At 32.6% G+C, this 26,575-nt stretch carries 20 protein-coding genes; 17 read left to right on the top strand and 3 right to left on the bottom strand.

All coding sequences use genetic code 11. From position 1 onward, the window contains the following. Nucleotides 1-358 precede the first annotated feature (358 nt). The 6 genes from GGR97_RS07310 (at nucleotide 359) to GGR97_RS07285 (ending at nucleotide 8,371) form a co-directional block, all read left to right on the top strand. Nucleotides 359-688 carry a nucleotide pyrophosphohydrolase gene (locus tag GGR97_RS07310; RefSeq protein ID WP_167897870.1) on the top strand — a complete coding sequence of 110 codons (330 nt, stop codon included), beginning with the start codon at nucleotides 359-361 and terminating at the stop codon, nucleotides 686-688. Next, a complete protein-coding gene (locus GGR97_RS07305; RefSeq protein ID WP_167897869.1) occupies nucleotides 685-2,892 on the top strand; it encodes a DNA/RNA helicase domain-containing protein in 2,208 nt (735 codons plus the stop codon). Before GGR97_RS07310 ends, GGR97_RS07305 begins: the two co-directional genes overlap by 4 nt. A 186-nt stretch (nucleotides 2,893-3,078) precedes the next feature. Beyond that, nucleotides 3,079-4,521: an FAD-dependent oxidoreductase gene (locus tag GGR97_RS07300; RefSeq protein WP_167897868.1), complete on the top strand. Its 1,443-nt coding sequence runs from the start codon at nucleotides 3,079-3,081 to the stop codon at nucleotides 4,519-4,521. Nucleotides 4,522-4,604: 83 nt separating this feature from the next. After that, nucleotides 4,605-5,612, top strand: a complete 1,008-nt coding sequence (locus GGR97_RS07295; RefSeq protein WP_167897867.1) for an LLM class flavin-dependent oxidoreductase — start codon at nucleotides 4,605-4,607, stop codon at nucleotides 5,610-5,612. A gap of 217 nt (nucleotides 5,613-5,829) precedes the next feature. Beyond that, the gene (locus GGR97_RS07290; protein WP_167897866.1) at nucleotides 5,830-6,864 is read left to right on the top strand and encodes an AI-2E family transporter; all 1,035 of its coding nucleotides are present in this window, start codon (nucleotides 5,830-5,832) and stop codon (nucleotides 6,862-6,864) included. A 40-nt stretch (nucleotides 6,865-6,904) separates the two neighbouring features. Continuing rightward, nucleotides 6,905-8,371 (top strand): potassium/proton antiporter, encoded by a 1,467-nt coding sequence (locus GGR97_RS07285; RefSeq protein WP_167897865.1) that lies wholly within the window; start codon nucleotides 6,905-6,907, stop codon nucleotides 8,369-8,371. A 73-nt stretch (nucleotides 8,372-8,444) separates the two neighbouring features. Here the strand turns inward: GGR97_RS07285 and GGR97_RS07280 are convergent, their stop codons facing one another. After that, nucleotides 8,445-9,755: a sulfatase-like hydrolase/transferase gene (locus GGR97_RS07280; protein ID WP_167897864.1), complete on the bottom strand. Its 1,311-nt coding sequence runs from the start codon at nucleotides 9,753-9,755 to the stop codon at nucleotides 8,445-8,447. 178 nt (nucleotides 9,756-9,933) lie between these two features. On the opposite strand from GGR97_RS07280, the gene GGR97_RS07275 reads away from it, so the two are divergent. Beyond that, entirely contained in the window at nucleotides 9,934-12,843 is a 2,910-nt protein-coding gene (locus tag GGR97_RS07275; RefSeq protein WP_167897863.1) for an FAD-binding and (Fe-S)-binding domain-containing protein, read from the top strand. A 152-nt stretch (nucleotides 12,844-12,995) separates the two neighbouring features. On the opposite strand, the gene GGR97_RS07270 is transcribed toward GGR97_RS07275, so the two are convergent. Beyond that, nucleotides 12,996-13,307 carry a GIY-YIG nuclease family protein gene (locus GGR97_RS07270; protein ID WP_167897862.1) on the bottom strand — a complete coding sequence of 104 codons (312 nt, stop codon included), beginning with the start codon at nucleotides 13,305-13,307 and terminating at the stop codon, nucleotides 12,996-12,998. A gap of 613 nt (nucleotides 13,308-13,920) precedes the next feature. On the opposite strand from GGR97_RS07270, the gene GGR97_RS07265 reads away from it, so the two are divergent. The 9 genes from GGR97_RS07265 (at nucleotide 13,921) to GGR97_RS07225 (ending at nucleotide 22,761) form a co-directional block, all read left to right on the top strand. Next, nucleotides 13,921-14,835, top strand: a complete 915-nt coding sequence (locus tag GGR97_RS07265; RefSeq protein ID WP_167897861.1) for a helix-turn-helix domain-containing protein — start codon at nucleotides 13,921-13,923, stop codon at nucleotides 14,833-14,835. 38 nt (nucleotides 14,836-14,873) lie between these two features. Beyond that, a complete protein-coding gene (locus GGR97_RS07260) occupies nucleotides 14,874-15,962 on the top strand; it encodes an MBL fold metallo-hydrolase (protein WP_209272336.1) in 1,089 nt (362 codons plus the stop codon). Between the two features lie 102 nt (nucleotides 15,963-16,064). Continuing rightward, on the top strand, nucleotides 16,065-16,724 hold the full coding sequence (locus tag GGR97_RS07255; protein ID WP_167897859.1) for an HAD family hydrolase: 660 nt from the start codon (nucleotides 16,065-16,067) through the stop codon (nucleotides 16,722-16,724). Between the two features lies 1 nt (nucleotide 16,725). Next, entirely contained in the window at nucleotides 16,726-17,097 is a 372-nt protein-coding gene (locus GGR97_RS07250; protein ID WP_167897858.1) for a CidA/LrgA family protein, read from the top strand. A gap of 3 nt (nucleotides 17,098-17,100) precedes the next feature. Beyond that, on the top strand, nucleotides 17,101-17,808 hold the full coding sequence (locus tag GGR97_RS07245; protein WP_167897857.1) for an LrgB family protein: 708 nt from the start codon (nucleotides 17,101-17,103) through the stop codon (nucleotides 17,806-17,808). Nucleotides 17,809-17,910: 102 nt separating this feature from the next. Beyond that, nucleotides 17,911-18,135 carry a hypothetical protein gene (locus GGR97_RS07240; protein ID WP_167897856.1) on the top strand — a complete coding sequence of 75 codons (225 nt, stop codon included), beginning with the start codon at nucleotides 17,911-17,913 and terminating at the stop codon, nucleotides 18,133-18,135. Nucleotides 18,136-18,290: 155 nt separating this feature from the next. Beyond that, nucleotides 18,291-19,496 carry a DNA cytosine methyltransferase gene (locus tag GGR97_RS07235; protein WP_167897855.1) on the top strand — a complete coding sequence of 402 codons (1,206 nt, stop codon included), beginning with the start codon at nucleotides 18,291-18,293 and terminating at the stop codon, nucleotides 19,494-19,496. After that, complete coding sequence (locus GGR97_RS07230; RefSeq protein WP_167897854.1) at nucleotides 19,496-21,868, top strand: sensor histidine kinase; 2,373 nt, start codon at nucleotides 19,496-19,498, stop codon at nucleotides 21,866-21,868. Before GGR97_RS07235 ends, GGR97_RS07230 begins: the two co-directional genes overlap by 1 nt. Further along, complete coding sequence (locus GGR97_RS07225) at nucleotides 21,865-22,761, top strand: response regulator transcription factor (protein WP_167897853.1); 897 nt, start codon at nucleotides 21,865-21,867, stop codon at nucleotides 22,759-22,761. The genes GGR97_RS07230 and GGR97_RS07225 overlap by 4 nt, the downstream gene beginning before the upstream one ends. A gap of 3 nt (nucleotides 22,762-22,764) precedes the next feature. Here the strand turns inward: GGR97_RS07225 and GGR97_RS07220 are convergent, their stop codons facing one another. Next, nucleotides 22,765-23,898, bottom strand: coding sequence for a cysteine desulfurase family protein (locus GGR97_RS07220; protein ID WP_167897852.1), 1,134 nt, complete (start codon nucleotides 23,896-23,898; stop codon nucleotides 22,765-22,767). 189 nt (nucleotides 23,899-24,087) lie between these two features. Here GGR97_RS07220 and lon point away from each other — a divergent pair, with 189 nt between their 5' ends. Beyond that, nucleotides 24,088-26,547 carry an endopeptidase La gene (gene lon, locus GGR97_RS07215; protein ID WP_167897851.1) on the top strand — a complete coding sequence of 820 codons (2,460 nt, stop codon included), beginning with the start codon at nucleotides 24,088-24,090 and terminating at the stop codon, nucleotides 26,545-26,547. Nucleotides 26,548-26,575: the final 28 nt, after the last annotated feature.

Below are 26,575 nucleotides of genomic sequence, written 5' to 3'. Positions count from 1 at the left end.
TTTTATAAGTAAAGAAAAATCAATTTTCTTATCAAAAGAGTTGTCTTTGTATAGAAAAACAGTTGGTAATTATCTGAGTAAATAGGCTAAAGACGGAATTTTAATAAAACAAAAATTAGGAGCAGGGAATTATTATATCAATCATAAGTTAGATACGATTCTGACAAACACAGTACTTTAGCCAACAAAGTACTGTGGTAAAAAACAAGTAAAACTTATTTAATGTTTCCCTAAAGTTAGTTTTCTGTTTATTTTGTTTAGTTTTAATATGAAAATTAATCGGCTTGTCAAACGCTACATTTCTTAGCCAAAACCGTTGTATTTCATACCGGTAAACCATAGAAATTCGAAATATACCATGAGTGACATAAAAAGAATTATAGAGAAATTAATTGAATTTAGAAACGAACGAGATTGGGAACAATTTCATAATCCTAAAGACTTAGCTGTTGCACTAAATATAGAATCAAGTGAATTACTTGAAGAATATTTATGGAAAAAACCAGAAGAAGCCAATAAAGAATCCGTTAAAGAAGAATTAGCAGATGTTTTTGCTTATGCCTTTTTACTTGCAGACAAATATGGATTTGATGTAAAAAAAATTGTTCTAGACAAAATAGAAAGTAATGGAAGAAAATATCCCATAGACAAAGCAAAAGGTACTACAAAAAAGTATGACAAACTATGATTTCAAACTTTGAACTATCTGTAGAAGTTTCAGAACGCTTCGACTTCAATAAAAATTCAATTGATAAAATTAACCAAAATATTTGGGTTAAAAACCAGTGGCCTTTAGTTTATTTTATTCAAAATGAAATAAATAAAGTTGCCTATGTTGGTGAATCAACTAATTTTTCTAATAGAATTAAAAATCATTTAGCTAATTCTAAAAAAGCAAAAGCTTTTAATCAAATATCAATAATAGGATCAGACAAGTTTAATAAATCTGCAACTCTTGATATTGAATCAAAACTAATTCAATACATATCATCTGAGGGAACTTATGAACTACAAAATGGTAATTTTGGTTTAATAAACCATAACTATTATCAGCAAGATTTATATCAGAATTTATTTAAAACCATCTGGAGTAAATTAATTGAAAATAATATTGTTAGCAAATCTCTTGAAGAGATTGAAAACTCAGAACTATTTAAATATTCACCATATAAAACACTTAATGAAGATCAATATAATTCGGTAATTGAAATTACTGAGGCTCTGACCAAAAAAAGTAAGAATCAAATTTTTATTAATGGAAGTGCAGGTACTGGAAAAACTATCCTCGCTTCATTTTTAATCAAACTACTTGGTTCTGATATTTTAGAAAAAGATGATGAAAATTTAAGTGTAAGTGAAACTCAAGAATTAAATCTAATCAAAGCTTTTAAAGAAAAATACCCAAAAGCTGAAATTGGATTTGTTGTTGCAATGAGTTCATTACGTAAAACATTACAAAACGTTTTTTCAAAAACACCAGGTTTAAAAAAATCAATGGTAATAAGCCCTACACAAACCTTTAAAAAGAAATATGATTTACTGATTGTTGATGAAGCACATAGATTACGCAAATATAAAAATATTAGTTGGAGAGGTGCATTTAAAAAATGCAATCAAACATTAGGTTTAGATGACAGTGGAACTGAACTAGATTGGATAATTGCTAATAGTAAAAATCAAATATTTTTTTATGATTCAGCACAATCTATAAAACCATCTGATATTGATTCCTATCGATTTGAAAATTTAATAAAGGCAAAAGATTCAATATCAATTGAATTAAAATCTCAAATGCGTTCACAAGGTGGAAATGACTATATAAAATTTGTTGATGAACTACTAAAGGTAAAACGCTCTCAAAAGCAAAATTTTATCTCGGATAAATATGAACTATTAATTTTTGATTCATTAAAAGACTTATATTCTGAACTCAAAATTAGAGAAGAAAAATTTAAATTATGCAGATTAGTTGCTGGCTTTTCTTGGCCTTGGATTTCTGACACTAGAGGAAAAACACCAAACGCAATTGATATTACAATAGAAGGTTTAGAGTTTCAGTGGAATAGAACTCCTGAAGATTGGGTAAACTCCCCAAATGCATTTAATGAAGTTGGTAGCATCCATACAACTCAAGGTTATGATTTAAATTATACAGGAGTAATATTTGGAGAAGAAATAACATACAATAAGGAAACAAAAACAATCGAAATTGTTAGAGAAAAATATTTTGATAAGTACGGAAAACAACAAACTACAGATGCAGATTTAAAAGATTACATCATAAACATTTATAAAACAATTATGTATCGTGCTATAAAAGGTACATTTATTTATGCTTGTGATAAAAATTTAAGGGAGTATTTCAAAGAAAATATTAATTCTTTTGAAACAGAAAGCAAATTAAGAATTTTACCTTTTTCTGAAGTTAAACCTTATGTTAACTCAGTACCTATATTTGACATATATGCAGCAGCAGGTAACTTTAGTGAAATGCAAATACAATCTGAATACGAAAATTTGAAATGGGTTGAATTACCAATGAATATATCAGTTAGAGAAGATTATTTCGTCTGTCAAATAATAGGAGAATCGATGAATAAAAGAATTGAGAATGGCTCTTGGTGTCTTTTTAAAAAATATTCTGGAGGTACTCGAGAGGGTCGAATTGTTTTAGCACAACACTATAATATTCAAGATTCCGATTTTGGTGCAGGTTATACTATTAAGGAATATCATAGTGAAAAAAACACAACTGAAAATAGTTGGTCACATAAATCAATTGTTCTGAAACCTTTATCTTTTGACACTTCTTTTGAATCTATAGAATTAAAAGATGATGAATTGACAGATTTAAAAATAATTGGTGAGTTTGTAACAGAATTAAGTTTATAAAAAGCACGAAAATACTACAACGTATATAAAAAAATGTGTTTTCAGTGTTTATTTGCAAGTGAATTTTATAAAGTTAAGAATATTTTAGCCCCTAATAAGTTCGGAGTGTTCTTTTAAATTTCAAACTAATATATTTGAAATATGAAATACAAGAAAGAATCAAGAAGCCATTAAACAACTAGAAGAGTGAATAAACAACTAAAGAAAGAAGAACACTGGACAGTTTGTTTAGAGTGTAATGGACTTGGTAAAAAAAAGAGGAGAATTCGTAAAAAAGTTAGACTTCAGTATCAACTAGCTTTAGAACAATTTCACAATTCTAATCAAGAGGGGGTAGCTCCAATTCCTCCTAAGGCTAGTTTATATGTTTGCCCAAATTGCAAAGGTGCAGGTGTTGTTCCTGCTACCAATTTCCCTGTGGTCGCTCCTCAAAATTATCCACACATTGCTATTGTAGGTGGGGGGATTGGAGGTGTTGCTTTGGCAGTTGCTTGTTTGCATCGTGGAATTCCTTTTACGCTTTATGAACGTGATCCTAGTTTTGATGCAAGATCACAAGGTTATGGATTAACGCTACAACAAGCGAGTAAAGCTATAGAAGGTTTTGGTCTTTTTTATTTAGATGATGGAGTTGTATCTACAAGGCATTTGGTACATACTACCGAGGGTAAAGTGATAGGGGAATGGGGCATGAGAAAGTGGATGGAGTCTGATGTAAAAACCAGCCCTAAACGAACCAATATTCACATTCCACGTCAGTCTTTGCGTTTGGCTTTGTTAAAACAGTTAAAAGAACATGATAGGGTACAATGGGGGCATCAATTCATTCATCTTAAAGAACATGAGGAAGGTGTGGATTTGACATTTGAGGTCAACGGAGAACTAAAGAAAACAACAGCAGATCTTGTTGTAGGAGCAGATGGTATTCGCAGTGCAGTTAGAAAACTATTAATAGGAGAGGAAAAAACTCCTTTACGTTATTTAGGTTGCATCGTAATTTTAGGAATTTGTCCTTTAGAGGCCCTTAAAAATGTAGAAAGTACTTTGTTAGATGCAGCTACGGTATTTCAAACAGCCAATGGTACAGAACGTATTTACATGATGCCTTATACATCAGATACCATAATGTGGCAACTTAGTTTTCCAATGCTAGAACAAGAGGCTAAAGAACTAAGTGCACAAGGAGTTGTTGCGTTAAAACAAGAAGCTTGTCGCAGAACACAATGGCATCATCCCATTCCTCAAATTCTAGAAGCTACTCAAGAAAGTCAAATTTCGGGGTATCCTGTTTACGATCGGGAATTGTTACAACCAGAATGGTTGACACATGGAAAAAACATTACTTTAATTGGAGATGCGGCTCATCCTATGAGTCCTTTTAAAGGGCAAGGAGCCAATCAAGCTTTGTTAGATGCCTTGTCTTTAGCTCGTAACATTTCAAAAGGATGTAGACCCAAGTCGGAGTGGAGAAAGCAAGGAATCAGAAAAAGTGTCTTAAATGAATTTGAATTAGAAATGATAGAACGTAGTGCTGTGAAGGTAAAAGACTCCGCAGCTGCAGCAAATTTTTTACATTCAGAAGAGGTTCTCTACAAAGGAGACCAACCCCGAGGACGACATTTAAAATAGACAAAAAACTAGATTCTATTTAGGTTATAAATCTTTAAGAACCGTATTCTTTTTTACATTTGTACAAAGAAACCTTAAGCAAAATGAGTACAAAAAAGACAGCCTATTCTATTTTAGAATTAGCAATTATATCTAAAGGAACTAGTGTAAAAGAAACTTTTGAGCATACGGTAATCCTAGCTCAAAAGGCAGAGGATTTAGGTTATACACGTATATGGTTTGCAGAACATCATAACATGAAAGCTGTGGGGAGTAATGCTCCTACTATTTTAATAGGTCATGTAGCACAACAAACTCAACACATTCGTGTGGGATCTGGTGGTGTCATGTTGCCTAATCATTCTCCGTTAATTGTAGCGGAACAATTTGGAACTTTGGGGGCTTTGTATCCAAATAGAATTGATTTAGGTTTAGGAAGAGCTCCAGGTACAGATAGAGAAACGGCTGTAGCTATAAAATCAGATTTTTTAGAAGCCGCTCATTCCTTTCCAGCAGATGTTGCTCGTATAGAAGATTTTTTTTCAGAAGAAAATAGTAGCTCAGCAGTTAGAGCTGTAATTGCAGAAGGGTTAGAAGTGCCTATTTATATTTTAGGCTCTAGTACAGATAGTGCGCATTTGGCAGCCAAAAAGGGATATCCTTATGCCTTTGCCAGTCATTTTGCTAGTACGCATTTAGAAAATGCATTAGACATTTATCGTAAAGAGTTTGTGCCCTCAGCAACAACTCCCAATCCTTATGTAATTGCTGGTGTAAACATTATGATTGCAGATACAGATGCAGCAGCAGAACGTTTGTATACATCTTCTTTAAGAATGATTATAGGAATGTTTACAGGAAAAAGAGAGTATTTAGCTCCCCCTACAGAAATGACAGCCGATTTAAAAGAAATTGCTCAACACCCTTCTGTTCAAAGTATGATTAAGTACACCTTTGTTGGTAGCAAAAAAACTGTTAAAGAAAAAGTGAGGACTTTTTTAAAAACAACTCAAGCAGACGAATTAATTATTACTAGTAATATGTACAATGCTCAAGATAGATTGTACGCTATCACTGCTTTTTCAGAAATTATGAAGGAATTAAATAGCTAGAGAACAGCTTTAAAATTAGCTTATTTTTTTATAAATTTTAAAGAGAAAACAGGCAGTACATTTTAAGTACTGCCTGTTTTTTTATGGATAAAAAAGCATACAAATATTACAATAGCTTCCAACAGGATAAAATTAATTAAAGTCCTAAATAAATTTACCTGTTTAACTCTTAGATTTATGTATTTTTGAGTTAAAAATTATCCAAAAAAATAAGCGAATGAAAGATACTAGAACCACCAATATCCTATTGTTAATAATAGTGATATCTCTTGTTTTTTACTTATTACAAACCTTATCTTTTATCTTTATACCTTTAGTGTTGGCCATGTTTATTGCCTTGCTATTCTTGCCTTTAATGCGTTGGTTTAATAAAAAAAGCATTCCTAAGTTTGTCAGCATCCCAGTGGTGGTTTTAATTATAGCAGGAGTGTTTAGAGTTGGTGGAGTGTTGATTCAATTATCTAGTAATGAAATTTTAGAAGCAAATGGTTCTTTTTTTGAAAAAGCAGAAACCAAAATTGTGGATTTAATTATACTGATTGAAAACTATTTTGGAGTGGTTAGAGTAGAAGGAGATAGTTTGATGAATCATTACTTACAAGGAAATAATCTTGCAGGTAAAATAGGTCCTTCTTTAGACTTTGTAGGAGATGTAATTTCTATGTCTTTAATGACCTTGTTTTTTGCCATTTTATTATTGGCAGGTTCCATCAATGTAGAAAAATTATTAAACAGTACCATTTTTAAACAAAAACACGCATCGGTTAAAACGTTTAGAAAAATAGAAAAAGACATTATTACGTTTGTAAAAGTAAAATTCATCATCAGTTTGTTTACGGGAATTGGTTTTGGTTTGGCTTGTGTGTTTTTTGATGTGAGCTTTCCTATCTTTTGGGGATTGTTGGCTTTTTTATTAAACTTTATACAAATGATTGGTTCCATTGTGTCTATTGCGCTATTGGCTTTGTTTGCCTTGGTAGAAATAGATGTTATGAGTACCTTATTGTTTTTTGTAATTACCATTACAGGAGTACAGGTTGTATTAGGAAGTGTGTTAGAACCTATTTTTATGGGAAAAACCTTTTCTATTAATGTAATTACCATTTTGGTGATGTTAATGTTTTGGGGATTTATTTGGGGAATTCCTGGGTTGATTTTATCAATTCCTATTACGGTAATTGTCAAAATTATTTTAGATCAGTTTCCAAAATACCAAGTCATTTCTAGTTTAATGTCAGGTAAAGACTCCTAAAGGATTTAAATAAACGCTCATCCGTACATAAAGATTGTCTATGAATTTAACCATTGAAAATATTCTTTTAATAGGTTCCTTATTATTGTTTATCAGCATTATTGTAGGTAAAACATCTTATAAGTTTGGAGTACCTACTTTATTATTATTCTTAACCATAGGAATGCTAGCGGGGTCTGATGGAATTGGAGGAATTCAGTTTGATGATCCTAAAATCACACAGTTTATAGGAATTGTTTCTCTAAACTTTATTCTATTTTCTGGGGGATTAGATACCAACTGGAACACGGTAAAGCCTATTTTAAAAGAAGGAATTGTACTCTCAACCTTAGGGGTTTTGTTAACGGCTGTGGGACTAGGAACTTTTGTTTGGTGGATTACCGATTTTACCATTTATGAAAGTATGCTTTTAGGTTCCATTGTATCTTCTACAGATGCTGCGGCCGTTTTCTCTATTTTACGATCTAAAAACTTGGCTTTAAAAACCAATTTAAGACCTACGCTAGAGTTAGAAAGTGGTAGTAACGACCCTATGGCTTATGTGTTAACCATTGCTTTTCTAAGCTTGGTGGTTAACCAAGATCAAAGCATATTGAGCATTATTCCTATGTTTTTACAACAAATGTTGTTGGGAGCTGCTTTAGGTTTTGGATTTGGAAAGTTGAGTAAATACATTATTAACAAAATAAAATTAGATTTTGAAGGGCTGTATCCTGTTTTGGTGATTGCGTTAATGTTTATCACTTTTTCTGCTACAGATTTTGCAGGAGGAAATGGGTTTTTAGCCATTTATATTTGTTCTGTTTATTTAGGAAATCAGAACTTAATTCACAAAAAAACCATTCTAAAAGTATACGATGGATTTGCTTGGTTAATGCAAATTGTATTGTTCCTTACTTTAGGATTATTAGTTTTTCCATCTAGAGTATTGCCTATTTTTGGAATAGGATTGATGATTTCTTTGTTCTTAATTATTGTAGCTCGTCCGCTAAGTGTATTTCTTAGTTTGAGTTTCTTTAAAATGAATAACAAAAGACGTGCTTACATTTCTTGGGTAGGACTAAGAGGAGGGGTGCCTATTGTATTTGCTACCTATCCCTTATTAGAAGGAATAGAAAAGGCCGATATGATGTTTAACATTGTTTTCTTTATCTCTGTAACTTCAGTGATTATTCAAGGAACAACACTTTCTGTAGTAGCCAAATGGTTAGATGTTGTATTACCTAATGGAGAAAAGAAACCACACCCTACAGACTTGTTGTTAAAAGACAATCCTAAAACGGTAATGCAAGAAATAGAAATAGAGTTTGATCATTATGCAGCAGATAAAAAAATAGTGGATTTAGGCTTTCCTAAACACGCTATTATTGCCATGATTAAACGTGATGATTCTTACATTACCCCTAATGGTGCTACGGTAATTTTAGGAGGAGATGTGCTGATTGTTTTTGCAGAAAAACAAGTAGCTATTGATGAAGTAAATGAAAAACTAAAAGGAAATAAATAGTTTTTAGTTTAAGAAATAAAAAAAGCCCTTATAACTTTAGTTATGAGGGCTTTTTTTTTGAACCTATAGATTATTAATTGATTCCTTTAATTCTGTTGTATTCAGCTTGTAAGTTGGTCAAAGCAGTTTGTTCTTCTGTGCTTAAATCTCCATCATATAGATTTATGGTTTCTGAATAATCTGTAATAACATTGTATAAGTAATGTTCATCATCATCTTCATTATAAATGTATTTGTAAGTTGAGTCTCTAAGGGTATAACCTCCAAAGGCAGGACCATTATTCAATCCTTCGGTAAATAAATAGTTTCTGGTATGACTAGTTTCTTGGCTTAGTAAAGTTTTAAAAGAAATACTTTCTGTAGTGTTTACGTTGGTCAATCCACACAGATCAGCAATGGTAGCAAACAAATCTGTAGTTTGTATCAAAGCTTGCTCACTTTGGTTTTGTCTAGTTACATTAGCACCAGCCACAACTAAAGGAACATTTACACCTCCGTTGTATAAAGAGCCTTTGGCCTTACTTCTGCTAAAAGGAGTTTGTGCAACTTGAGCTGGAGTTCCATTGTCTCCCACAAAAATAATAGTGGTATTTGCCAATTGTGCTTTAGGAATACTTTCTAGCAATCTTCCCATTTCACTATCCATGGCCTCTAACATCTGTATGTACATATCTAACAAATCACTTCCAGTATGAGTGTAGAGTGAACTATCTTTTGGAGTGTGAAATTCAATATGTGCTGCATTGTAGGCCAACCAACAAAACCAAGGTTCTGTTTGCGCATTAATCCAATCTATGGCATAATCCGTATAAGCAGTTGTTCCGTAGTAATTGCTAATGCTTGTAGTAGTTCCATCTTCATGTAAATCCCAATTGTAATAATCTGCTAAACCTCCTCGGGTATTTCCTTTGTAACTATCAATACCTAAGTTTTCTGGATCTGTAGAATCTGTAGACAAATGCCATTTTCCTAACAATGCAGTGGCATACGTAGTTGTTCCGTTGGTATTTATATAAGATTGCAAAGTGGTTTCCTTACTGTTGATATCATCACCAGGAGATAATAAACCGGTAGCTACAGCATGTTTCCCTGTAATAATAGTTCCTCTTGTTGGGGTGCATCTAGGGTAAGACCAGGTGTTTTGAAAACGAACTCCCAAAGCCGTTAACTTGTCTAAATTAGGCATATAAGGTTTTATAGAACTCAATTGTGTGGCATAAGGTGTGGCATCCATACCCATATCATCTGCAATAATTAATAAAACATTAGGTGTTGCTACATTTTGATTGTAAACCACATCTTCAGAATCGTTATCTGTAGGTGTTTCTGTTGTTTCAGGATCTTCATTTACTAATTTATGTGCATTGCTACTACAGGAGCTCATGCTAAAAATTATATAACAGGCAATTACAAATAAAATCAGATATTGAAATAAAATTCGAGTTTTCTTTTTCTTTTGTCTTGAGCTAAGAGTCATATTTACAGGGGGTTTATTATAAAACAATTTACAGTTATTTTACCCTACTTTACCTCATAAAAATAATAACAATTCGTTATTTTTGATGGTTATGGTAAAAGCAATAAATAAACTAGCAAAACAATTAGAAGGAAGTCTAAAAATAGATGCACTACATAAAGGAATTTATGCAACCGATGCTTCTGTGTATAGAAAAATTCCTTTAGGAGTTGCTTTTCCAAAATCTATAGAGGATTTAAAGAGATTAATAGCTTTTGCCAATCAGCAAAAAATAAGTTTGGTACCTAGAACAGCCGGAACTTCTTTGGCAGGACAATGTGTGGGTGATGGTTTAATTGTAGATGTTTCTAAACATTTTACTCAGATAGTTGCCTACGATAAAGAGCAACATCAAATTACGGTTCAACCAGGAGTTATTCGTGATGATTTGAATCGTTATGTACAAGCTGATGGATTGTTTTTTGGACCCAATACTTCTACTGCAAACAGGTGTATGATAGGAGGAATGGTTGGAAACAACAGTTCTGGAACTACTTCTATTCGCTATGGGGTTACTCGTGATAAAATTATCCGTTTGCAAACTTTATTAAGTGATGGGAGTGAAGTTGTTTTTACAACGCTAACGGCTGATGAATTTCTAGAAAAATCAACCTTAATAACTTTAGAAGGAAAAATATACAAACAGATTTTAAGTACCTTTTCTAAAGAAGATGTTCAGCAAGAAATTATAAAAGAATTCCCTAAACCAGACATTCACAGAAGAAATACCGGTTATGCTATAGACGAGTTGTTAAAGTTTGAATTGTTTGGAGGAACAGAAAAGACCATCAACCTAGCAAAGGTCTTATGTGGAAGTGAGGGAACTTTGGCTTTTACTACAGAAATTACTTTGCAATTAGATAAAATTCCACCTGTACACAATATTATGATTGCTTCTCATTTTGATAGCATTCAATCCTGTATGGAATCGGTTGTGGTGGCTATGCAACATCAATTGTACAATTGCGAATTGATGGATAAATTGATTTTAGATTGTACCAAAACAATACGTTCCCAACAAGAAAATAGAAGCTTTTTGGTAGGGGATCCTGCTGCGGTGTTAATGTTAGAAGTGGCAGGAACTTCTATGGAAGATGCCCAACAACAAGCAGATGCTGTAATTGCAGATTTGGAAGCACATCAATTTGGTTATGCACACCCAAAGGTAACAGGAACAAAAATTAATGGAATTCATGAGTTGCGCAAAGCAGGTTTGGGGGCTTTAGGAAACTTAGTAGGCGATAAAAAAGCAGTAGCCTGTATAGAAGATACGGCGGTAAGTTTGGAAGATTTACCCAACTTTATTGCGGATTTTTCTAAAATGATGAAAGACTATAAGCAACAAGCCGTGTATTATGCACATGCAGGAGCAGGGGAAATTCACTTACGTCCTATTCTAAATTTAAAAGTAAAATCAGATGTAGTTTTGTTTAGAGAAATTACCACCAGTGTGGCCAAATTGGTTAAGAAATACAAAGGTTCTTTAAGTGGAGAACATGGTGATGGAATTGTACGTGCCGAATTTATTCCGATGATGGTAGGAGCTAAGAACTATCAGTTGTTAAAAGAATTGAAAGAGCTTTTTGATCCAAATTACATTTTTAACCAAGGGAAAATTATCGATCCTTATAAAATGGATGAGAATTTAAGGTACGAAGTTGACAGAGCTGAACCCAACATTTCAACCCTATTTGATTTTTCTGAAAATGAAGGAGTTTTAAAATTGGCTGAGCAATGTAACGGTTCTGGAGATTGTAGAAAATCTGTAGCAGCAGGAGGAACCATGTGTCCTAGTTACCGAGCTACCAAAAACGAAAAAGATACTACCAGAGCAAGAGCCAATACGTTAAGAGAAGTATTAACCAATAATACGGCTAAAAATAAGTTTGATAGCAAAACCTTAAAAGAGGTTTTTGATTTGTGTATAGGTTGTAAAGCCTGTGCGAGTGAATGTCCGAGTAGTGTAGATGTGGCAACGTTAAAGGCAGAGTTTCTGTATCAATACCAAGAAGCGAATCATTACTCTTTCCGAAATAAATTGTTTGCTAAAATTATAGATGTGAACCAAAAATTGGCTGTTTTTGCAGGTTTGGTGAATATGTTTAGCAATACGGTATTGGCCAAAAAATTATTAGGAGTGAGTTTAGAACGTAGTTTGCCTAGTTTGCAGCGAGAAACCTTAGCGGAGTGGATAGAAAACAATCTAGAAGCTTTACAGGTGAGGAATCCTATAAAAAAAATCTACTTTTTTAAAGATGAATTCACCAACTATTACGATGTGCAAATTGGAATTGATGCTTTGGAACTATTAGCAAGTTTGCAATATCAATCTGTGTTTTTAGAGCATGAACAAAGTGGTAGAAGTTATATTTCTAAAGGATTTTTAAAGGAAGCTAAAAAAGTAGCACAAAAAAACATAGTGGTATTTGCTCCTGTGGTTTCGGAGGAAAGTCCGTTGGTGGGTATAGAACCATCAGCTATTCTATCTTTTAGAGATGAGTATATTCGATTAGCAAGCAACAAACAAGAAGCTCAAAACCTAGCTAAAAACACCTTTACTATAGAGGAGTTTATAGCGAATGAAATAGCTTTGAAAAATATACGTCCAAGTGATTTTAAGGCTGATGAAAAAGAAGTTAAAATACACGTGCATTGTCATCAAAAAGCATTGAGCAATAGCAAACATACCTTTGATATGTTGAATGTAATTCCCAATTACAAAGTTACGGTTCTAAACACAGGTTGTTGTGGTATGGCAGGTTCTTTTGGTTATGAGCAAGAGCATTACAAAGTAAGCATGCAAATGGGAGAAGATACCTTATTCCCTAAAGTAAGAAATACAGCAGCAGATACTGTTATTGTAGCCTCGGGAACCAGTTGTAGACATCAAATTAAAGATGGTACGAAAAGAGAAAGTGTACATGCTGTAACGGTTTTAAAACAAGCTTTGCTTTAGTTGATTGAATAGTTCTGAGAAGGACTATAGGGTGTTCGTGAAAGCCTGTACTGAGCTGAGCCGAAGTAGAGTCGAGAACTATAATACTTCTTTAAACAGAAATGTTTTTTAACTGAAAATAATGCGTTCAAGAAGCCTGTGCTGAGAACTTATTACGTTTCTTTATGATGTTTAAAATGCGTATCATTTTTACATTCCGAAAGTAGAGGTAAGAGTTTCCAATTATTTTCAATCATAGCCTTTTTTTTAGCCTGTGACCATTTCTTAATTTTCTTTTCGTAATAAAAAGCATCTGCAATATTTAAGAATTCTTCTTGAAAGACTAATTTTACGGGTAACCTAGTTTTGGTATAATTAGCTCCTTTTTTAGATTGGTGTTCTGCTAATCTTCTTTCTAAATTTCTTGTACTTCCTGTGTAATATGTTCCATCAGAACATTCTAAGATGTATACATATCCTGGCATTTTTTACACTAAAATAAGAATTTTTTGTTTTTCATAGTGTTGGGCATCTCGACTCTAGTTTGATAGTAACTCAGTACAGGCAACTCGATGATCATAAGGAATGCGTTAAGTGTCTGTAAATAAATATTTTAATATAGGTACAGGGTGTTCGAGCGAAGTCGAGAACCATAATACTTGTTTAAAGAGGATTTTTTTTACTACAATTAAACCTCTACATCTCGACTCTACTTCGATAGTAACTCAGTACGAGTTGTCAATGCCTGTTTTTAAAATATACTCCAAATAGAGTTCCTAAAAAAGGAACTGAGCTTTTTGTAAAGAGAACCGTTCCTTTTAAGCAAGAGCACAGCACCTTTTGGTAAAGAGAAACGTTGCTCTTCAGGAAAAGCAACGTAGCTTTTTAAAATTGCACTAGCTGCTTTTTGAGAAAGGATGTTTTATAGATAGAAAAAGGAAATATGAGACACTATATTTAGGTCTATACACAAGAACGAATTCTAATCATGATGAATAGGAATTCCTTTATTTGTGTTTTTTAATAAGTGATTTGTGTTATCTTCTCAACATATATATCCGCATCTTTGTATAAGCGTATAGCAAACGAGTTATAGGAATGAAAGAAGAAATACAACACATAGCATCAATCCATCAATTACATAGCGTGTTTGGTTTGGATAAAACACTTCATCCTTTAATTAGTTTGATAGATGTTTCTACTTGTGAAATAGATCCTAGTTTGATGGGAAAAAAAATAAAAACCTCCTTGTATTCCATTTCTTTAAAAGACAAAAGTTGTGGGATGGAGTATGGTAGAAATACCTACGATTTTAATGAGGGAACTTTAATTTTTATGGCTCCCAATCAGGTAGTAACAGCTCATAAAGATCAGGTTGAAAAAGTTGTAGAAGGGTGGATGTTGTTTTTTCATCCGGATTTGATTAGAAATACTCCTTTGGGGGCAAAAATAGACAATTACAAATTCTTTTCTTACGATGTACACGAAGCTTTACATTTATCACAAGCCGAAGAAAAAATTGTGACCGATTGTGTACAACTCATTAAGAATGAAACGTTGGAACGTATAGACAATCATAGTCAAACTGTAATTGCTTCTACCTTAGAGCTAATTTTAAATTATGCTACTCGATTTTACGAAAGACAGTTTAATACCCGTTCTGCTCAAAATTCTGATGTTGTGGCAAGCTTTAATCAGCTATTAAAAGACTATTATCAACATGATTTGTTTGCGAAGAATGGAGTTCCTAGTTTGGAATACTTTGCAGAAAACATACATTTATCACCCAACTATTTAAGCGATTTGTTAAAAAAGGAAACGGGGTATAGTGTAAAGGATAGCATCCATAATTTTATTGTAGAAAAAGCCAAAACTTTATTATTGAGTAAAGACGATACCATTGCCGGAATTGCTTATCAGTTAGGATTTAACTATCCGCATTATTTTAGTCGTTTGTTTAAGTCTAAAACAGGATACGCTCCCAACGAATATCGTTCTCTAAGCTCTTTATAATTATCTATATGTATCAAAAAATAAAAAAAACAGTAAAAATGCTCGTTATTTCTCTACTAGGATTGGTTCTTGTGCTAATTGTAGGTGTTGTTATTTTTGTAAACCTATCTCCACAAATGGGAATGCCCCCCAAAGGAGCCGATTTAATACGCATGCAACAGTCTCCTAATTACGGAGAAACATCTTTTGTGAATTTGGTACAAACCACTACAGGTGATATTTGGGAAGCGCTTACAAAAATGCCAGAAATGTATAGAAGTAAAGGGAATGAACCTACACAGCCTTTACCTTCTAAGTTCTCTTTATTAAACGCAAGCCAACAAATAGATTCAACTTATATTACTTGGTTTGGGCATTCGTCTTTTTTAATAGAAATGCAAGGAAAACGTATTTTAATAGATCCTATGTTTGGAGCCGTAGCATCGCCCATTCCTTTGGGATCTAAACGTTTTACATATGAACAGCCCATTCCTGTAGAAGAACTTACAGATATAGATGTGGTGTTAATTTCTCACGATCATTACGACCATTTGGATTATCCTACCATCCGTAAAATAAAAGATAAAGTATCCTTGTTTATCACTCCCTTAGGAGTAGGTTCTCATTTAAAGCGTTGGGGTGTACCTGCAGATCATATTGTAGAATTAGATTGGTGGCAAGCACATTTATTAGAGGATCTAAACTTTACAGCCACACCCGCCAGACACTTTTCGGGTAGAGGGCTGACGGATAAAGATGCTACGCAATGGGCAGGATGGACTTTACAATCGGAACAATACAATTTGTATTTTAGTGGAGATAGTGGTTATGGAACCCATTTTAAAACGATTGGAGAGCAATTAGGTCCTTTTGATTTTGCGATGATTGAATGTGGACAGTACAATCAAGCATGGAGTGAAATTCACATGATGCCCGAAGAAAGTGTACAAGCAGCTAAAGATGTACAAGCAAGAATAGCAATGCCAATTCACTGGGGAGCCTTTCGTTTGGCACCTCACGGTTGGACAGATTCTATGGATCGTTTTGAGCAAAAAGCAATCACAGAAAAATTACCTTATATAGTGCCTAGCATTGGAGAACGTTTTTCTTTAAACAAAACACATCACCATAAAAAGTGGTGGCAATAGGACCACTCTTGTTTCAAACAGATAAAAAGCGTTTGTTTTGTGCATGAATAGCTGTGCTAAATAGTTTAATTTTGAAGATAGTAATCAACAAAAACAAACTACATGTTTGTAAAAGCCGTAATTTTTGATTTAGATGGAACTTTAGTAAACTCTTTAGAAGACATTGCTATGTCTATGAATATTGTGCTTAAAAATCACCATTTCCCAACACATAGCTTAACCGATTATCAAGGATTTATAGGTCACGGAATTAGAGACTTGGTAAGCAAAGCAGTTCCGGTAACTCACAAACAAGATGCTTTTATAGCAAGTACTTTACAAGAAATGATGGAGGTGTATGGAGAACACTGTACTCAGAACACAAAAATGTATGCCGGAATTTCGGAACTCTTAACGGCTTTGTCAACCAAAGCTATTCCTTTGGCTGTATTTTCTAACAAAGCTGAGTTGTTGACTAAAAAAGTAGTATCCGAAGTGCTAAGCAATTGGCAATTTGGTCAAGTCATAGGATTGACTACCGAAGCCCTTAAAAAACCAAATCCGAACAAAGCTATGCAAATAGCAAAAGAGTTAGGAATAGCCCCAAAAGACATTCTTTTTGTGGGAGATTCCGAAGTAGACATGCAAACTGCCAAGGATGCTAATATGCAAGCCGTTGGTGTTTTGTGGGGATTTAGAACCCAAGAAGAATTAGAGGAGAGTGGTGCTGATTTTATGATCGCACATCCTTTGGAGTTGTTATCAATCATTAAAGAACAATAAGATGAAACAAGTTGTAATTGTTCTAGTGTGTTTGTTAATAGGAGAGTTGATTGTTTATGTAACGGGTGTTAAACTACCGTCTAGTATTATAGGTATGTTATTGTTGACCTTGTTTTTGCAATTAGGCTGGGTAAAAAGTAGTACGGTTAGCGGAATTTCTAACTTTTTAACACAAAACATGGCATTCTTTTTTGTGCCTCCAGGAGTTGCAATTATGTTGTATTTAGAAGTTATTCAAGCTTCTTTTTGGCCAATTTTAACAGCTTCTTTAGTCAGTACTATTTTGGTATTAGCCATTACAGGATGGACACATCAATTGTTTATGGATAACAAACACGTGTTGCCTAAAAAGAATAAAAATTCACAACACTAAGCCATGAACCTTTTTTTTGAAAATGATGTTTTTATTGTTACGCTAACTTTTGTAGCCTTTTTTACGGCTAAAAAAATACAGGAAAAAACACGTATTATTTTGTTGAATCCTATTTTGGTGGCTATTATCATGATTATTTCTTTTCTGTTTCTTTTTAAGATTGATTTTGAAGTCTATCACAAAGGAAGTAAGCTGATAGCGTTTTTCTTAAAACCTGCCATTGTGGCTTTGGGAGTTCCTTTGTATCAACAAATAGATAAAATAAAAATACAAGCAGTTCCTATTTTGGTTTCTCAATTAGTAGGCTGTTTGGTAGGAGTGGTGTCTGTTGTTTTAATTGCCAAATGGATGGGAGCACCCAGAGATATTATTTTGTCTTTAGCTCCCAAATCGGTGACTACACCTATTGCCATGGAAGTTTCTAAAACCATTGGCGGAATTCCACCTTTAACCGCATCGGTTGTAATTTTGGTTGGAATTTTTGGATCTATTTTTGGGTACGGAATTATGAAGTTTACCAGAATTAAAAGTAGTTTGGCTCAAGGAATATCTATGGGAACCGCTGCACATGTAGTGGGAACTTCTAAATCTATGGAAATTAGTCAAAACTTTGGAGCCATGTCTAGCATTGGATTGATTGTAAACGGTGTGCTAACCGCTTTATTAGCTCCCTATATACTAGAGTTGCTCAATTATTTAGGCTTATTTTAGGAGATTGCTGTTTTGTGAATGCATTCTATCTGCATTATATGAGGGATGTGAGTGATTAAATGTTTTTTTATTCTTTCAAATTATTATATTGCAATAAAAAGTATGGCTATAATAGGAAAAATTATAAAAGAATCTCAGAGTAACATCAATACAAGGGGTGGTGAGGTAATTTCGGATGTAATTTTTAATAATGAATATTTTCAAATAAGAACTTATGCTATGGGGGATTATGATAGAAAAAATGGTTCAAAACAAAATATTCAGCTAACAAAAGAAAAAGCGATAGAATTAAGAAAACTAATGGATAAATTTATAGGAGATCGTTAACTTTTTAGTACACTAGTTAATATCTTTGTAAAATCAAATAAAAACTCGTTTTTTAGTTTATTACTAATAAATAGACATATTGATGTTTCGCTCCATATAGTTTGTATAAACTATTGTAGCTTTTTTTAAGATTTTGAAATTTACTATATTTTATCATGAACAACTCTAATACATACATTGATTTATTCTCTGGTTGTGGAGGCCTTTCTTTGGGTTTACATAATGCAGGTTGGAAAGGTGTGTTTGCTATTGAAAAAAGTGAAGATGCGTTTAAAACGTTAGAACATAATTTAATAAAAGGTAAAAAACACTTTGAATGGCCAAACTGGTTAGCACAAAAACATCATGATATTAATAAAGTTATAGAAAGTCATTCTGATAATCTAAAATCATTAAGAGGAAGTATTGATCTAGTTGCCGGAGGACCACCTTGTCAGGGTTTTTCAATGGCTGGTAGAAGAATAGAAAATGATTCCAGGAATGATTTGATAAATTCTTATATAGAATTTATAGATTTAGTACAGCCAAAATTGATATTCTTTGAAAACGTAAAAGGTTTTACACAAGGATTTAAGCAAAACAACAAAAAAGGGAAAGCATATTCAAAACATGTAATTGAAGAACTTACCAATAAAGGATATTTAGTTCAAGGGCATCTTATAAATTTTGCTGATTATGGAGTTCCTCAAAAGAGAACAAGATTTATTTTAGTAGGTATTAGAAATGATTTTTTAAAAGAAAATACCTCTATAAATAAAGAAACTTTTTTTAATGAAATTTTAAAAAATAAAGAACAGTTTTTAATTAATAAAAACTTAGTTGTTAATCCTACTTTAGAACATGCTATCTCAGATTTGTTACAAGCTAACGGACAGGTTGAGTCTGAAACTCCAAATTTTAAAGCGGGAGTTTATGGAGAAGTGAGATCTGAATATCAAAAATATGCTAGAAAATATAAAAGAAAAGATAGTAAAGTAGATAGTCATAGATTTGCGAAACACACTGACATAGTTAGGAATAGATTCCAAATAGCATTGGATGAAAAGTTAACAAGTGCTACTTATAGAGAACGTTTTCAATTAAAAAAAAGTAGTACAAAAATATTAGATGCAAATAAGCCAACTCCAACGATCACCACTTTACCAGATGATTATATACATTACTGTGAACCTAGAATTATGACAGTTCGTGAATATGCACGTATTCAGTCATTTCCAGATAACTATGAGTTTAAAGGAAAATATACCACAGGGGGTAAAAGAAGAACACAAGAAGTACCTAGATATTCACAAATTGGAAATGCTATTCCACCATTATTTGGGGAACAGGCAGGTTTGGTTTTAAAACGACTTATATCTTAATGCAAAAAAAACCTTTACAGTTTAAAATAAGTTCCGCGTTAAAAAATATTATTGGTAGAGATTTAATTACTGATGATTTTATAGCTGTATTTGAATTGGTCAAAAACTCATATGATGCTCACGCAACAAGAGTGGATGTGATTTTCGAAAATATTTATTCTGACAATGCCAAAATCATAATAAAGGATAATGGTAAAGGAATGAGTTATCAAGACTTACTTGATAAGTGGCTTTTTGTAGCTCGTTCATCAAAGAAAGAAGGAGATGAAGAAGATAGTTATAAAAATTATAGGGATAGAATAAAAGTAAAAAGAGCATATGCTGGTGCTAAAGGTATAGGTAGGTTTTCTTGTGACAGGCTTGGGAGCGAACTCTATTTAGAAACATTAAAAGATGAAGAAAATGCAAAAATAGAGGTACTTATTACTGACTGGAATAAGTTTGAAGAGGATAACAATAATGAATTTGTTAATGTAAGTGTACTTCATGAAACATTGGATAAAAGTTCATACAATTTAAACCAAGGGACGGTTTTGGAAATTTCAAACCTACATAGTGAATGGAATAGAAAAAAATTTGAAGATTTAAAAGATTCACTAGCACGTTTAATTAACCCATCAGCTATTCAAGCTGATGATTCATTCAAAATATTTCTTGAAGTCAATGATGAGATAGAAGGAGATCTTCTTCAAAAAAAGAAAAATAAAAAGAAGTTTGATAATGACAGCTTAGAAAATTCTGAAATTAATTATTTTAAAATAATTAATGGTGAAATTAAGAATCCTATTTTTGAAACACTACACTTAAAAACAAGTTATATTGAATCCGATATTTTAAAAAACAAAATAATTACTAGATTATTTGAAGGAGGAGAATTAGTCTATAAAATAGAAGAGGAAAACCCTTATCATAGTTTAAAAGATATTCATTACTCTATTTTCTTTATGAATCAATCAGCAAAATCCACTTTTAGTAGGAGAATGGGAGTACAGCCTGTGGAGTATGGTCATATTCTAGTTTATAAAAATGGATTAAGAGTTTATCCTTATGGACAACGTGGTGAAGACCCTTTTAAAATGGACGTAAGGAAGAGTCAAGGTTATGCAAGAAATCTTGGTACGCGAGAAGTTCTGGGGTATATTTCTATTTCTGGTGAAAATGATAACTTGAAAGAAACCTCTAGTAGAGGTGATGGCTTTATTAAAACATCATCATATTTTAGTTTAGAAAAACATTTTTATGAAACATTAAAAAAACTAGAAAAATATACTATTGATATTACGGATTGGGGAAATTTCCTGTCAGATGAAGATTACATAAATATCAATAAATCATTTATTAAAAATAAAGGAACTAAAAATGAAAGAGTTTTTAATGTAAATGAAAATTTGAGTCAGCTAATATCATCTATATCAAACTCAAAATCAGTAAAGGTTTTTGAAGTTTCTCCTAATATTTTAAAAATACTAGATTCAAAAAGCGAAAAATCAGCTCAAGGAACTTTAAAAAAATTATCAGAAAAAATAGATTCAGATAAATTTGATAAAGAAGAGGTAAAGAAGACTATTAAGAATGTTGAAAAGAAACTCTCAGATTTAAAAAGTAGAAAAGAAGAGGCAGAAGAAGAAGCTCTTCAGAAGTATATTGAAAATGAAGAGTTAAAATCTGAATTAGATAGAGAAATTGCAGAAAAACTTTTTGATAATTCTGTTGAAGGGAGAGAAAAGAAAGATTTATTGGCTTTACAGCACCAAATTATTCATACTGCTGGAAATATAACATGGAGTTTAGATTCATTAGTTGATTCAATTAATAGTGATAAACCTAAAGAAGAGTTAATCGATAATGTAAAAGATATAAGTCTTGAAGTTCAGAGGATTGTAAGTGCATCACGCTTTGTTACCATGGCAGGATTTAATACTCAGGCAGAAAGGATAACTAATGATTTAGTGTCTTTTATTAATGATTATGTAATTAATATTTACAAGCCTGCTGATTCCTTTATTCATAGTAAACGACCTATAAATATATCTATAGAAGAAACCAGTTTGAAAAAAGAAATGAAATTTCGTCCTTTTGAAATTACTGTAATACTAGATAATTTATTTTCCAATAGTAGAAAAGCAAAATCAACTGAAATTAATCTTAAATGGAAGAAAGATAAGTCAGACTTATTGTTGTTTTTTAAAGACAACGGTAATGGTATTCCAAAGGACATAGTTAATAGAATATTTGAGTTTAGATATAGTAAAACTAATGGTTCTGGTATAGGATTATATCATGTTCAAAATATTTTAGAAAAATACAATTCAAAAATTGAATTAGTACCATCTAACGAAGGAGTAGAATTTCTTATAAAATTTCCGTTATGAAACTAGACTACAGAATAATATGGGTTGAAGATAAAATTGAAGATAAACCATTTCAAGGAATAAAAAAAAAGATTAATGATTATTTAGCAGATGAGTTTTTTAATGTTTCAATTGAAACAGCCGAAGACTTTGAAGAGTTTAAAACAATATATGAGGTAAATAACACCTTTGATTTAATTATAACTGATTTAAATTTAAACGATAGTCATGGTAATGAAGTTATCGACTTTGTAAGGGATGAAAAACACATTTTAACTGAAGTGTTTTTTTACTCAGCGAATAGTGAGTTTTCGGATATTAAATTAGTTAATAATAATAGAATAACTTTTCATCAAATGGATGGAGCAAGTGCTTATCGAGAATTAGAAAATTCAATTATTGAATTAATAAAATTAACTATAGCAAAATTTCAACATATTGTTAGTATGCGTGGAATGATAATGCAAGAGACGAGTAGTCTTGATGCCAAAACATATGATATGGTTTCTCTATATGTTAATGAAAATGACGATGAGGTAAGAGTTGCACTGTATGATGAGTTAGTTTCATTCTTTGGTAGAAAATTTAAATTATCTGAAAAGAGTAAAAAAAACAATAACATCAACAGTATATTGAAAGATCCACTTTTATTGACATCTGCTCAAAGAGCAAATGTATTATCAGAAATAATTAATAAAAAAGGATTAGATAATTTTATTAATGATTTTAAAAATGAAATTATTAATGTTCGAAATCAATTTGCTCATGCAGAATTGATAAAAAATAAAGATGGAAAAGAATATTTTAGGGTAAAAGGAGAAGAGGTATCTTTTGATAAAAAACTTTGTAAAGAAATCAGAAAGAATATTATTAAGCATGCAAATAATATTAATAATCTTGAAGGAAAACTATAAACTTTACATCACAACCCCTACAATCTGTTCCAAAGCATAATCCACATCTTCTAGTGTAGTTAGTTTAGAAAAAGAAAAACGTACGGATGTTTTTTGTTGTTCTTCATTGTTTAAAAAACTTTGCAATACGTGCGATCCTTTATGAGCACCACTTTGGCAAGCAGAACCCCCAGAAACTGCTACCCCTTTTAAATCTAGTTGAAACAACAACATAGGGTAATCTTTGTCAAAACGCACATTCACTACAGTGTGTGTACTTTGTGTTACTTGGTTAGAAACTCCATTAAAACTAGCATTGGGAATTTTAGTTTGTAGTTGCTGTATAAAATGCTCTTTTAAGGTTTTTAAGTACGCAATATCATCATCTAAATTACGCAAACACAGGGTTAAGGCAGTTTGCATACCAACAATAGCAGGAGTGTTTTCGGTTCCGGCACGGGTACCTCTTTCTTGTTCTCCTCCTAATATTTCGGGCTGAATGGCGGTTCCTTTTCTAAAAAAAGCAAAACCCATTCCTTTAGGTCCGTGAAACTTATGAGCCGATGCCGCAATAAAATCTATATCTAAAGCAGACAGGTCTATAGAGAAATGCCCAATAGATTGAACGGTATCACTATGAAACAAAGCTTGGTATTGTTGCTTTAAGGCAATTACTTTAGGGAGGTCTAAAATAGTTCCAATTTCATTATTTACATGCAATAAAGAAATCAATGTTTTTTGAGTACTATTGGCCAACAATTCTTCTAAGTGCTGGTAATCTAGTGTACCATTTTCTAAGGTGCGTACATAAGAAATTGTGACTCCTTTTTTGGCTAAAAATTCTACGGTATGCAACACAGCATGGTGTTCCAATTCCGATGTAATAATATGGGTGACTCCTAAATGATACACCGCATTTTTCAGTATCAAATTGTCTGCTTCTGTACCTCCAGAAGTAAACACAATTTCAGAAGTGGTACACTGTAAATGTTTGGCAATTTGTTTACGAGCATTTTCTACAACAGCTTTGGCACTACGACCAAAGGCATGGGTAGAGGATGGATTTCCAAAAGTAGTATTCATGGTCTGTACCATGGCATCAATCACCTCTGGAAGTAGAGGAGTGGTGGCAGCATTGTCTAAATAAACTCGTTTCATAGCCACAAAAATAAGGTTCTCAACTTAATAAACTAGGCACAATTTACAATTTGTCAGTTTTGTAGCTATGGCACTATCCTTGACTTAATCATCTATAGTGATTTATAAACACCTGTTTTTCTTTACATTTGTAATCCTTTGCAATCAAAGAATACGTTTAAGGTGTCATATTGACAATATATAGAACTTATGAGTAGATATAAAAATATAAAAATAGACACAATGTCTATGCACAGTATGATAGATGAAGATTCTGATTTAATTCCATTATTAAGTCCAGAAGATGAAGAGGAAATGAACAAGGAATTGGTGCCAGAGGTATTGCCCATTTTACCTTTAAGAAATACAGTCTTGTTTCCGGGAGTGGTAATTCCAATTACGGCTACTAGAGACAAAGCCATTGCTTTGATTAAAGAAGTAAACAAAGGAGATAAAATCTTAGGAATTGTTGCGCAAAAAGATCCTGCCAATAAAAACCCTTCTTATGATGAAATTTATCACACCGGAGTAGTAGCCCAAATTTTACGTGTGTTAACCATGCCTGATGGAAATACTACGGTAATTATTCAGGGTAAAAAACGCATGAAGTTAGAGCGTATGGTTCAAGAAGAGCCTTACATCAAAGCCAAAGCGATAGAGGTTATTGACGATGTATTTGTAGAAAATACAGAGGAATTTAATGAGATTATTCAAACGGTTAAAGAAACAGCTTTAAACGTTATAGAAGAAAATCCAAACATTCCAACAGAAGGAACCTTTGCTATTAAAAACATTCAGAGCAATTCATTTTTAATCAACTTTATTTCTTCTAATATAGATTTAACGGTAGAGGAAAAACAAGAATTGTTAGAAATAGATAGTTTAAAAGACAGAGCTATTGCTACCTTAACCAAACTAAATACAGAATTGCAACGTTTGGAATTGCGTAACGATATTCAGAACAAAACTAGAGTTGATTTAGATCAGCAACAGCGTGAATATTATTTACATCAGCAATTAAAAACCATTCAAGAAGAATTGGGAGGAAACTCTCATGAGGCAGAAGTTCAGGAATTGATTGTAAAAGCCAAAAAGAAAAAATGGTCTAAAGATGTAAAAGAAACTTTTGAGAAGGAAATTGCAAGAATGAAGCGATTGAATCCTCAAATGCCAGAATATGCTATACAACGTAACTATTTAGAGTTGTTGTTAGAATTGCCATGGAATACTTTTACCAAAGATAAATTCAACCTAAAAGAAGCGCAAGAAGTTTTAGAACGCGATCATTTTGGATTGGAAAAAGTAAAAGAAAGAATCATAGAACATTTAGCGGTCTTAAAGCTAAAAGGAGATATGAAATCACCTATTATTTGTTTGTATGGACCTCCAGGAGTAGGAAAAACTTCTTTAGGAAAATCCATAGCAGAAGCTTTGGGTAGAAAATATGTGCGTATGGCTTTGGGTGGTTTGCGTGATGAATCTGAAATTAGAGGACACCGTAAAACCTATATTGGAGCTATGCCGGGTAGATTGATTCAGAACATTAAAAAAGCGGGAACCAACAATCCTGTTTTTGTTTTAGATGAAATTGATAAAATGGCATCGGGAATGCAAGGAGATCCTGCATCGGCTATGTTAGAAGTTTTAGATCCAGAGCAAAACTCTGAGTTTTATGACAACTTTTTAGAAATTGGTTACGATTTATCTAAAGTGATGTTTATTGCAACAGCAAACAGCATTGGAGACATTCCTTGGGCTTTAAGAGATCGTATGGAAATGATTAATGTGTCTGGATATACCATTGAAGAAAAAATGGAAATTGCCAAGAGACACTTATTGCCAAAACAATTAAAAGAGCACGGTTTAAAAGCTTCGCATTTAAAAATTGGAAAAGCACAATTAGAGTTAATTGTAACGGGATATACTAGAGAATCTGGAGTTCGTAACCTAGAAAAAGTAATCGCTAAATTGGTTCGATTTGCAGCTAAATCTATTGCCATGGAAGAGGAGTACGAAGTTGTGTTAACAGACGATCAGATTAAAACCATTTTAGGACCTGCTAGAATGGAACGTGACAAATACGAAAACAACGATGTTGCGGGAGTTGTTACAGGTTTGGCTTGGACCAGTGTTGGAGGAGATATCTTGTTTATAGAATCTATTCTTTCTAAAGGAAAAGGATTGTCTATTACAGGAAACTTAGGAAATGTAATGAAAGAGTCTGCTACTATTGCTTTGGAATACATCAAAGCAAACGCAGAAACTTTTGGAATTAAACAAAAAACTTTAGACGAAAACAAAGTACACATTCACGTACCAGAAGGAGCCACTCCTAAAGATGGACCAAGTGCAGGGATTACCATGTTAACTTCTTTGGTTTCTACGTTTACACAACGCAAAGTAAAATCTAAAATAGCCATGACGGGTGAAATTACTTTACGTGGTAAAGTGTTACCTGTGGGGGGAATTAAAGAAAAAATACTAGCGGCTAAAAGAGCAAATATTAAAGAAATTATTTTGTGTGAGGCCAACAGAAAAGATATTGAAGAGATTAAAGAATCTTATATCAAAGGTTTAAAGTTTCATTATGTAACAGAAATGAAAGAAGTGATTGATATTGCTTTGACTAAACAAAAAGTAAAAAAAGCAACGGTAAAAGCCGAGGCTTAAGAATTCCAAATAGTTCAATAAAAAAGGT

The sequence above is a fragment of the Wenyingzhuangia aestuarii genome (genome assembly GCF_011927765.1).
Classification (GTDB): Bacteria; Bacteroidota; Bacteroidia; order Flavobacteriales; family Flavobacteriaceae; genus Wenyingzhuangia; species Wenyingzhuangia aestuarii.
The sequence above is the reverse complement of the archived record's forward strand: the minus strand, read 5'-3'. Positions and strand labels throughout refer to the sequence as shown.

Excerpts from the sequence above, each read along its gene's own strand:
- GGR97_RS07220 (WP_167897852.1), bottom strand. The coding sequence starts at position 23,898 with ATGAAACGAGTTTATTTAGACAATGCTGCCACCACTCCTCTACTTCCA.
- GGR97_RS07280 (WP_167897864.1), bottom strand. The coding sequence starts at position 9,755 with ATGAGCTCCTGTAGTAGCAATGCACATAAATTAGTAAATGAAGATCCT.
- GGR97_RS07310 (WP_167897870.1), top strand. The coding sequence starts at position 359 with ATGAGTGACATAAAAAGAATTATAGAGAAATTAATTGAATTTAGAAAC.
- GGR97_RS07305 (WP_167897869.1), top strand. The coding sequence starts at position 685 with ATGATTTCAAACTTTGAACTATCTGTAGAAGTTTCAGAACGCTTCGAC.
- GGR97_RS07290 (WP_167897866.1), top strand. The coding sequence starts at position 5,830 with ATGAAAGATACTAGAACCACCAATATCCTATTGTTAATAATAGTGATA.
- GGR97_RS07235 (WP_167897855.1), top strand. The coding sequence starts at position 18,291 with ATGAACAACTCTAATACATACATTGATTTATTCTCTGGTTGTGGAGGC.
- GGR97_RS07240 (WP_167897856.1), top strand. The coding sequence starts at position 17,911 with ATGGCTATAATAGGAAAAATTATAAAAGAATCTCAGAGTAACATCAAT.
- GGR97_RS07255 (WP_167897859.1), top strand. The coding sequence starts at position 16,065 with ATGTTTGTAAAAGCCGTAATTTTTGATTTAGATGGAACTTTAGTAAAC.
- GGR97_RS07245 (WP_167897857.1), top strand. The coding sequence starts at position 17,101 with ATGAACCTTTTTTTTGAAAATGATGTTTTTATTGTTACGCTAACTTTT.
- GGR97_RS07285 (WP_167897865.1), top strand. The coding sequence starts at position 6,905 with ATGAATTTAACCATTGAAAATATTCTTTTAATAGGTTCCTTATTATTG.
- GGR97_RS07270 (WP_167897862.1), bottom strand. The coding sequence starts at position 13,307 with ATGCCAGGATATGTATACATCTTAGAATGTTCTGATGGAACATATTAC.
- GGR97_RS07230 (WP_167897854.1), top strand. The coding sequence starts at position 19,496 with ATGCAAAAAAAACCTTTACAGTTTAAAATAAGTTCCGCGTTAAAAAAT.
- GGR97_RS07275 (WP_167897863.1), top strand. The coding sequence starts at position 9,934 with ATGGTTATGGTAAAAGCAATAAATAAACTAGCAAAACAATTAGAAGGA.
- GGR97_RS07265 (WP_167897861.1), top strand. The coding sequence starts at position 13,921 with ATGAAAGAAGAAATACAACACATAGCATCAATCCATCAATTACATAGC.
- GGR97_RS07250 (WP_167897858.1), top strand. The coding sequence starts at position 16,726 with ATGAAACAAGTTGTAATTGTTCTAGTGTGTTTGTTAATAGGAGAGTTG.
- lon (WP_167897851.1), top strand. The coding sequence starts at position 24,088 with ATGAGTAGATATAAAAATATAAAAATAGACACAATGTCTATGCACAGT.
- GGR97_RS07260 (WP_209272336.1), top strand. The coding sequence starts at position 14,874 with ATGCTCGTTATTTCTCTACTAGGATTGGTTCTTGTGCTAATTGTAGGT.
- GGR97_RS07295 (WP_167897867.1), top strand. The coding sequence starts at position 4,605 with ATGAGTACAAAAAAGACAGCCTATTCTATTTTAGAATTAGCAATTATA.
- GGR97_RS07225 (WP_167897853.1), top strand. The coding sequence starts at position 21,865 with ATGAAACTAGACTACAGAATAATATGGGTTGAAGATAAAATTGAAGAT.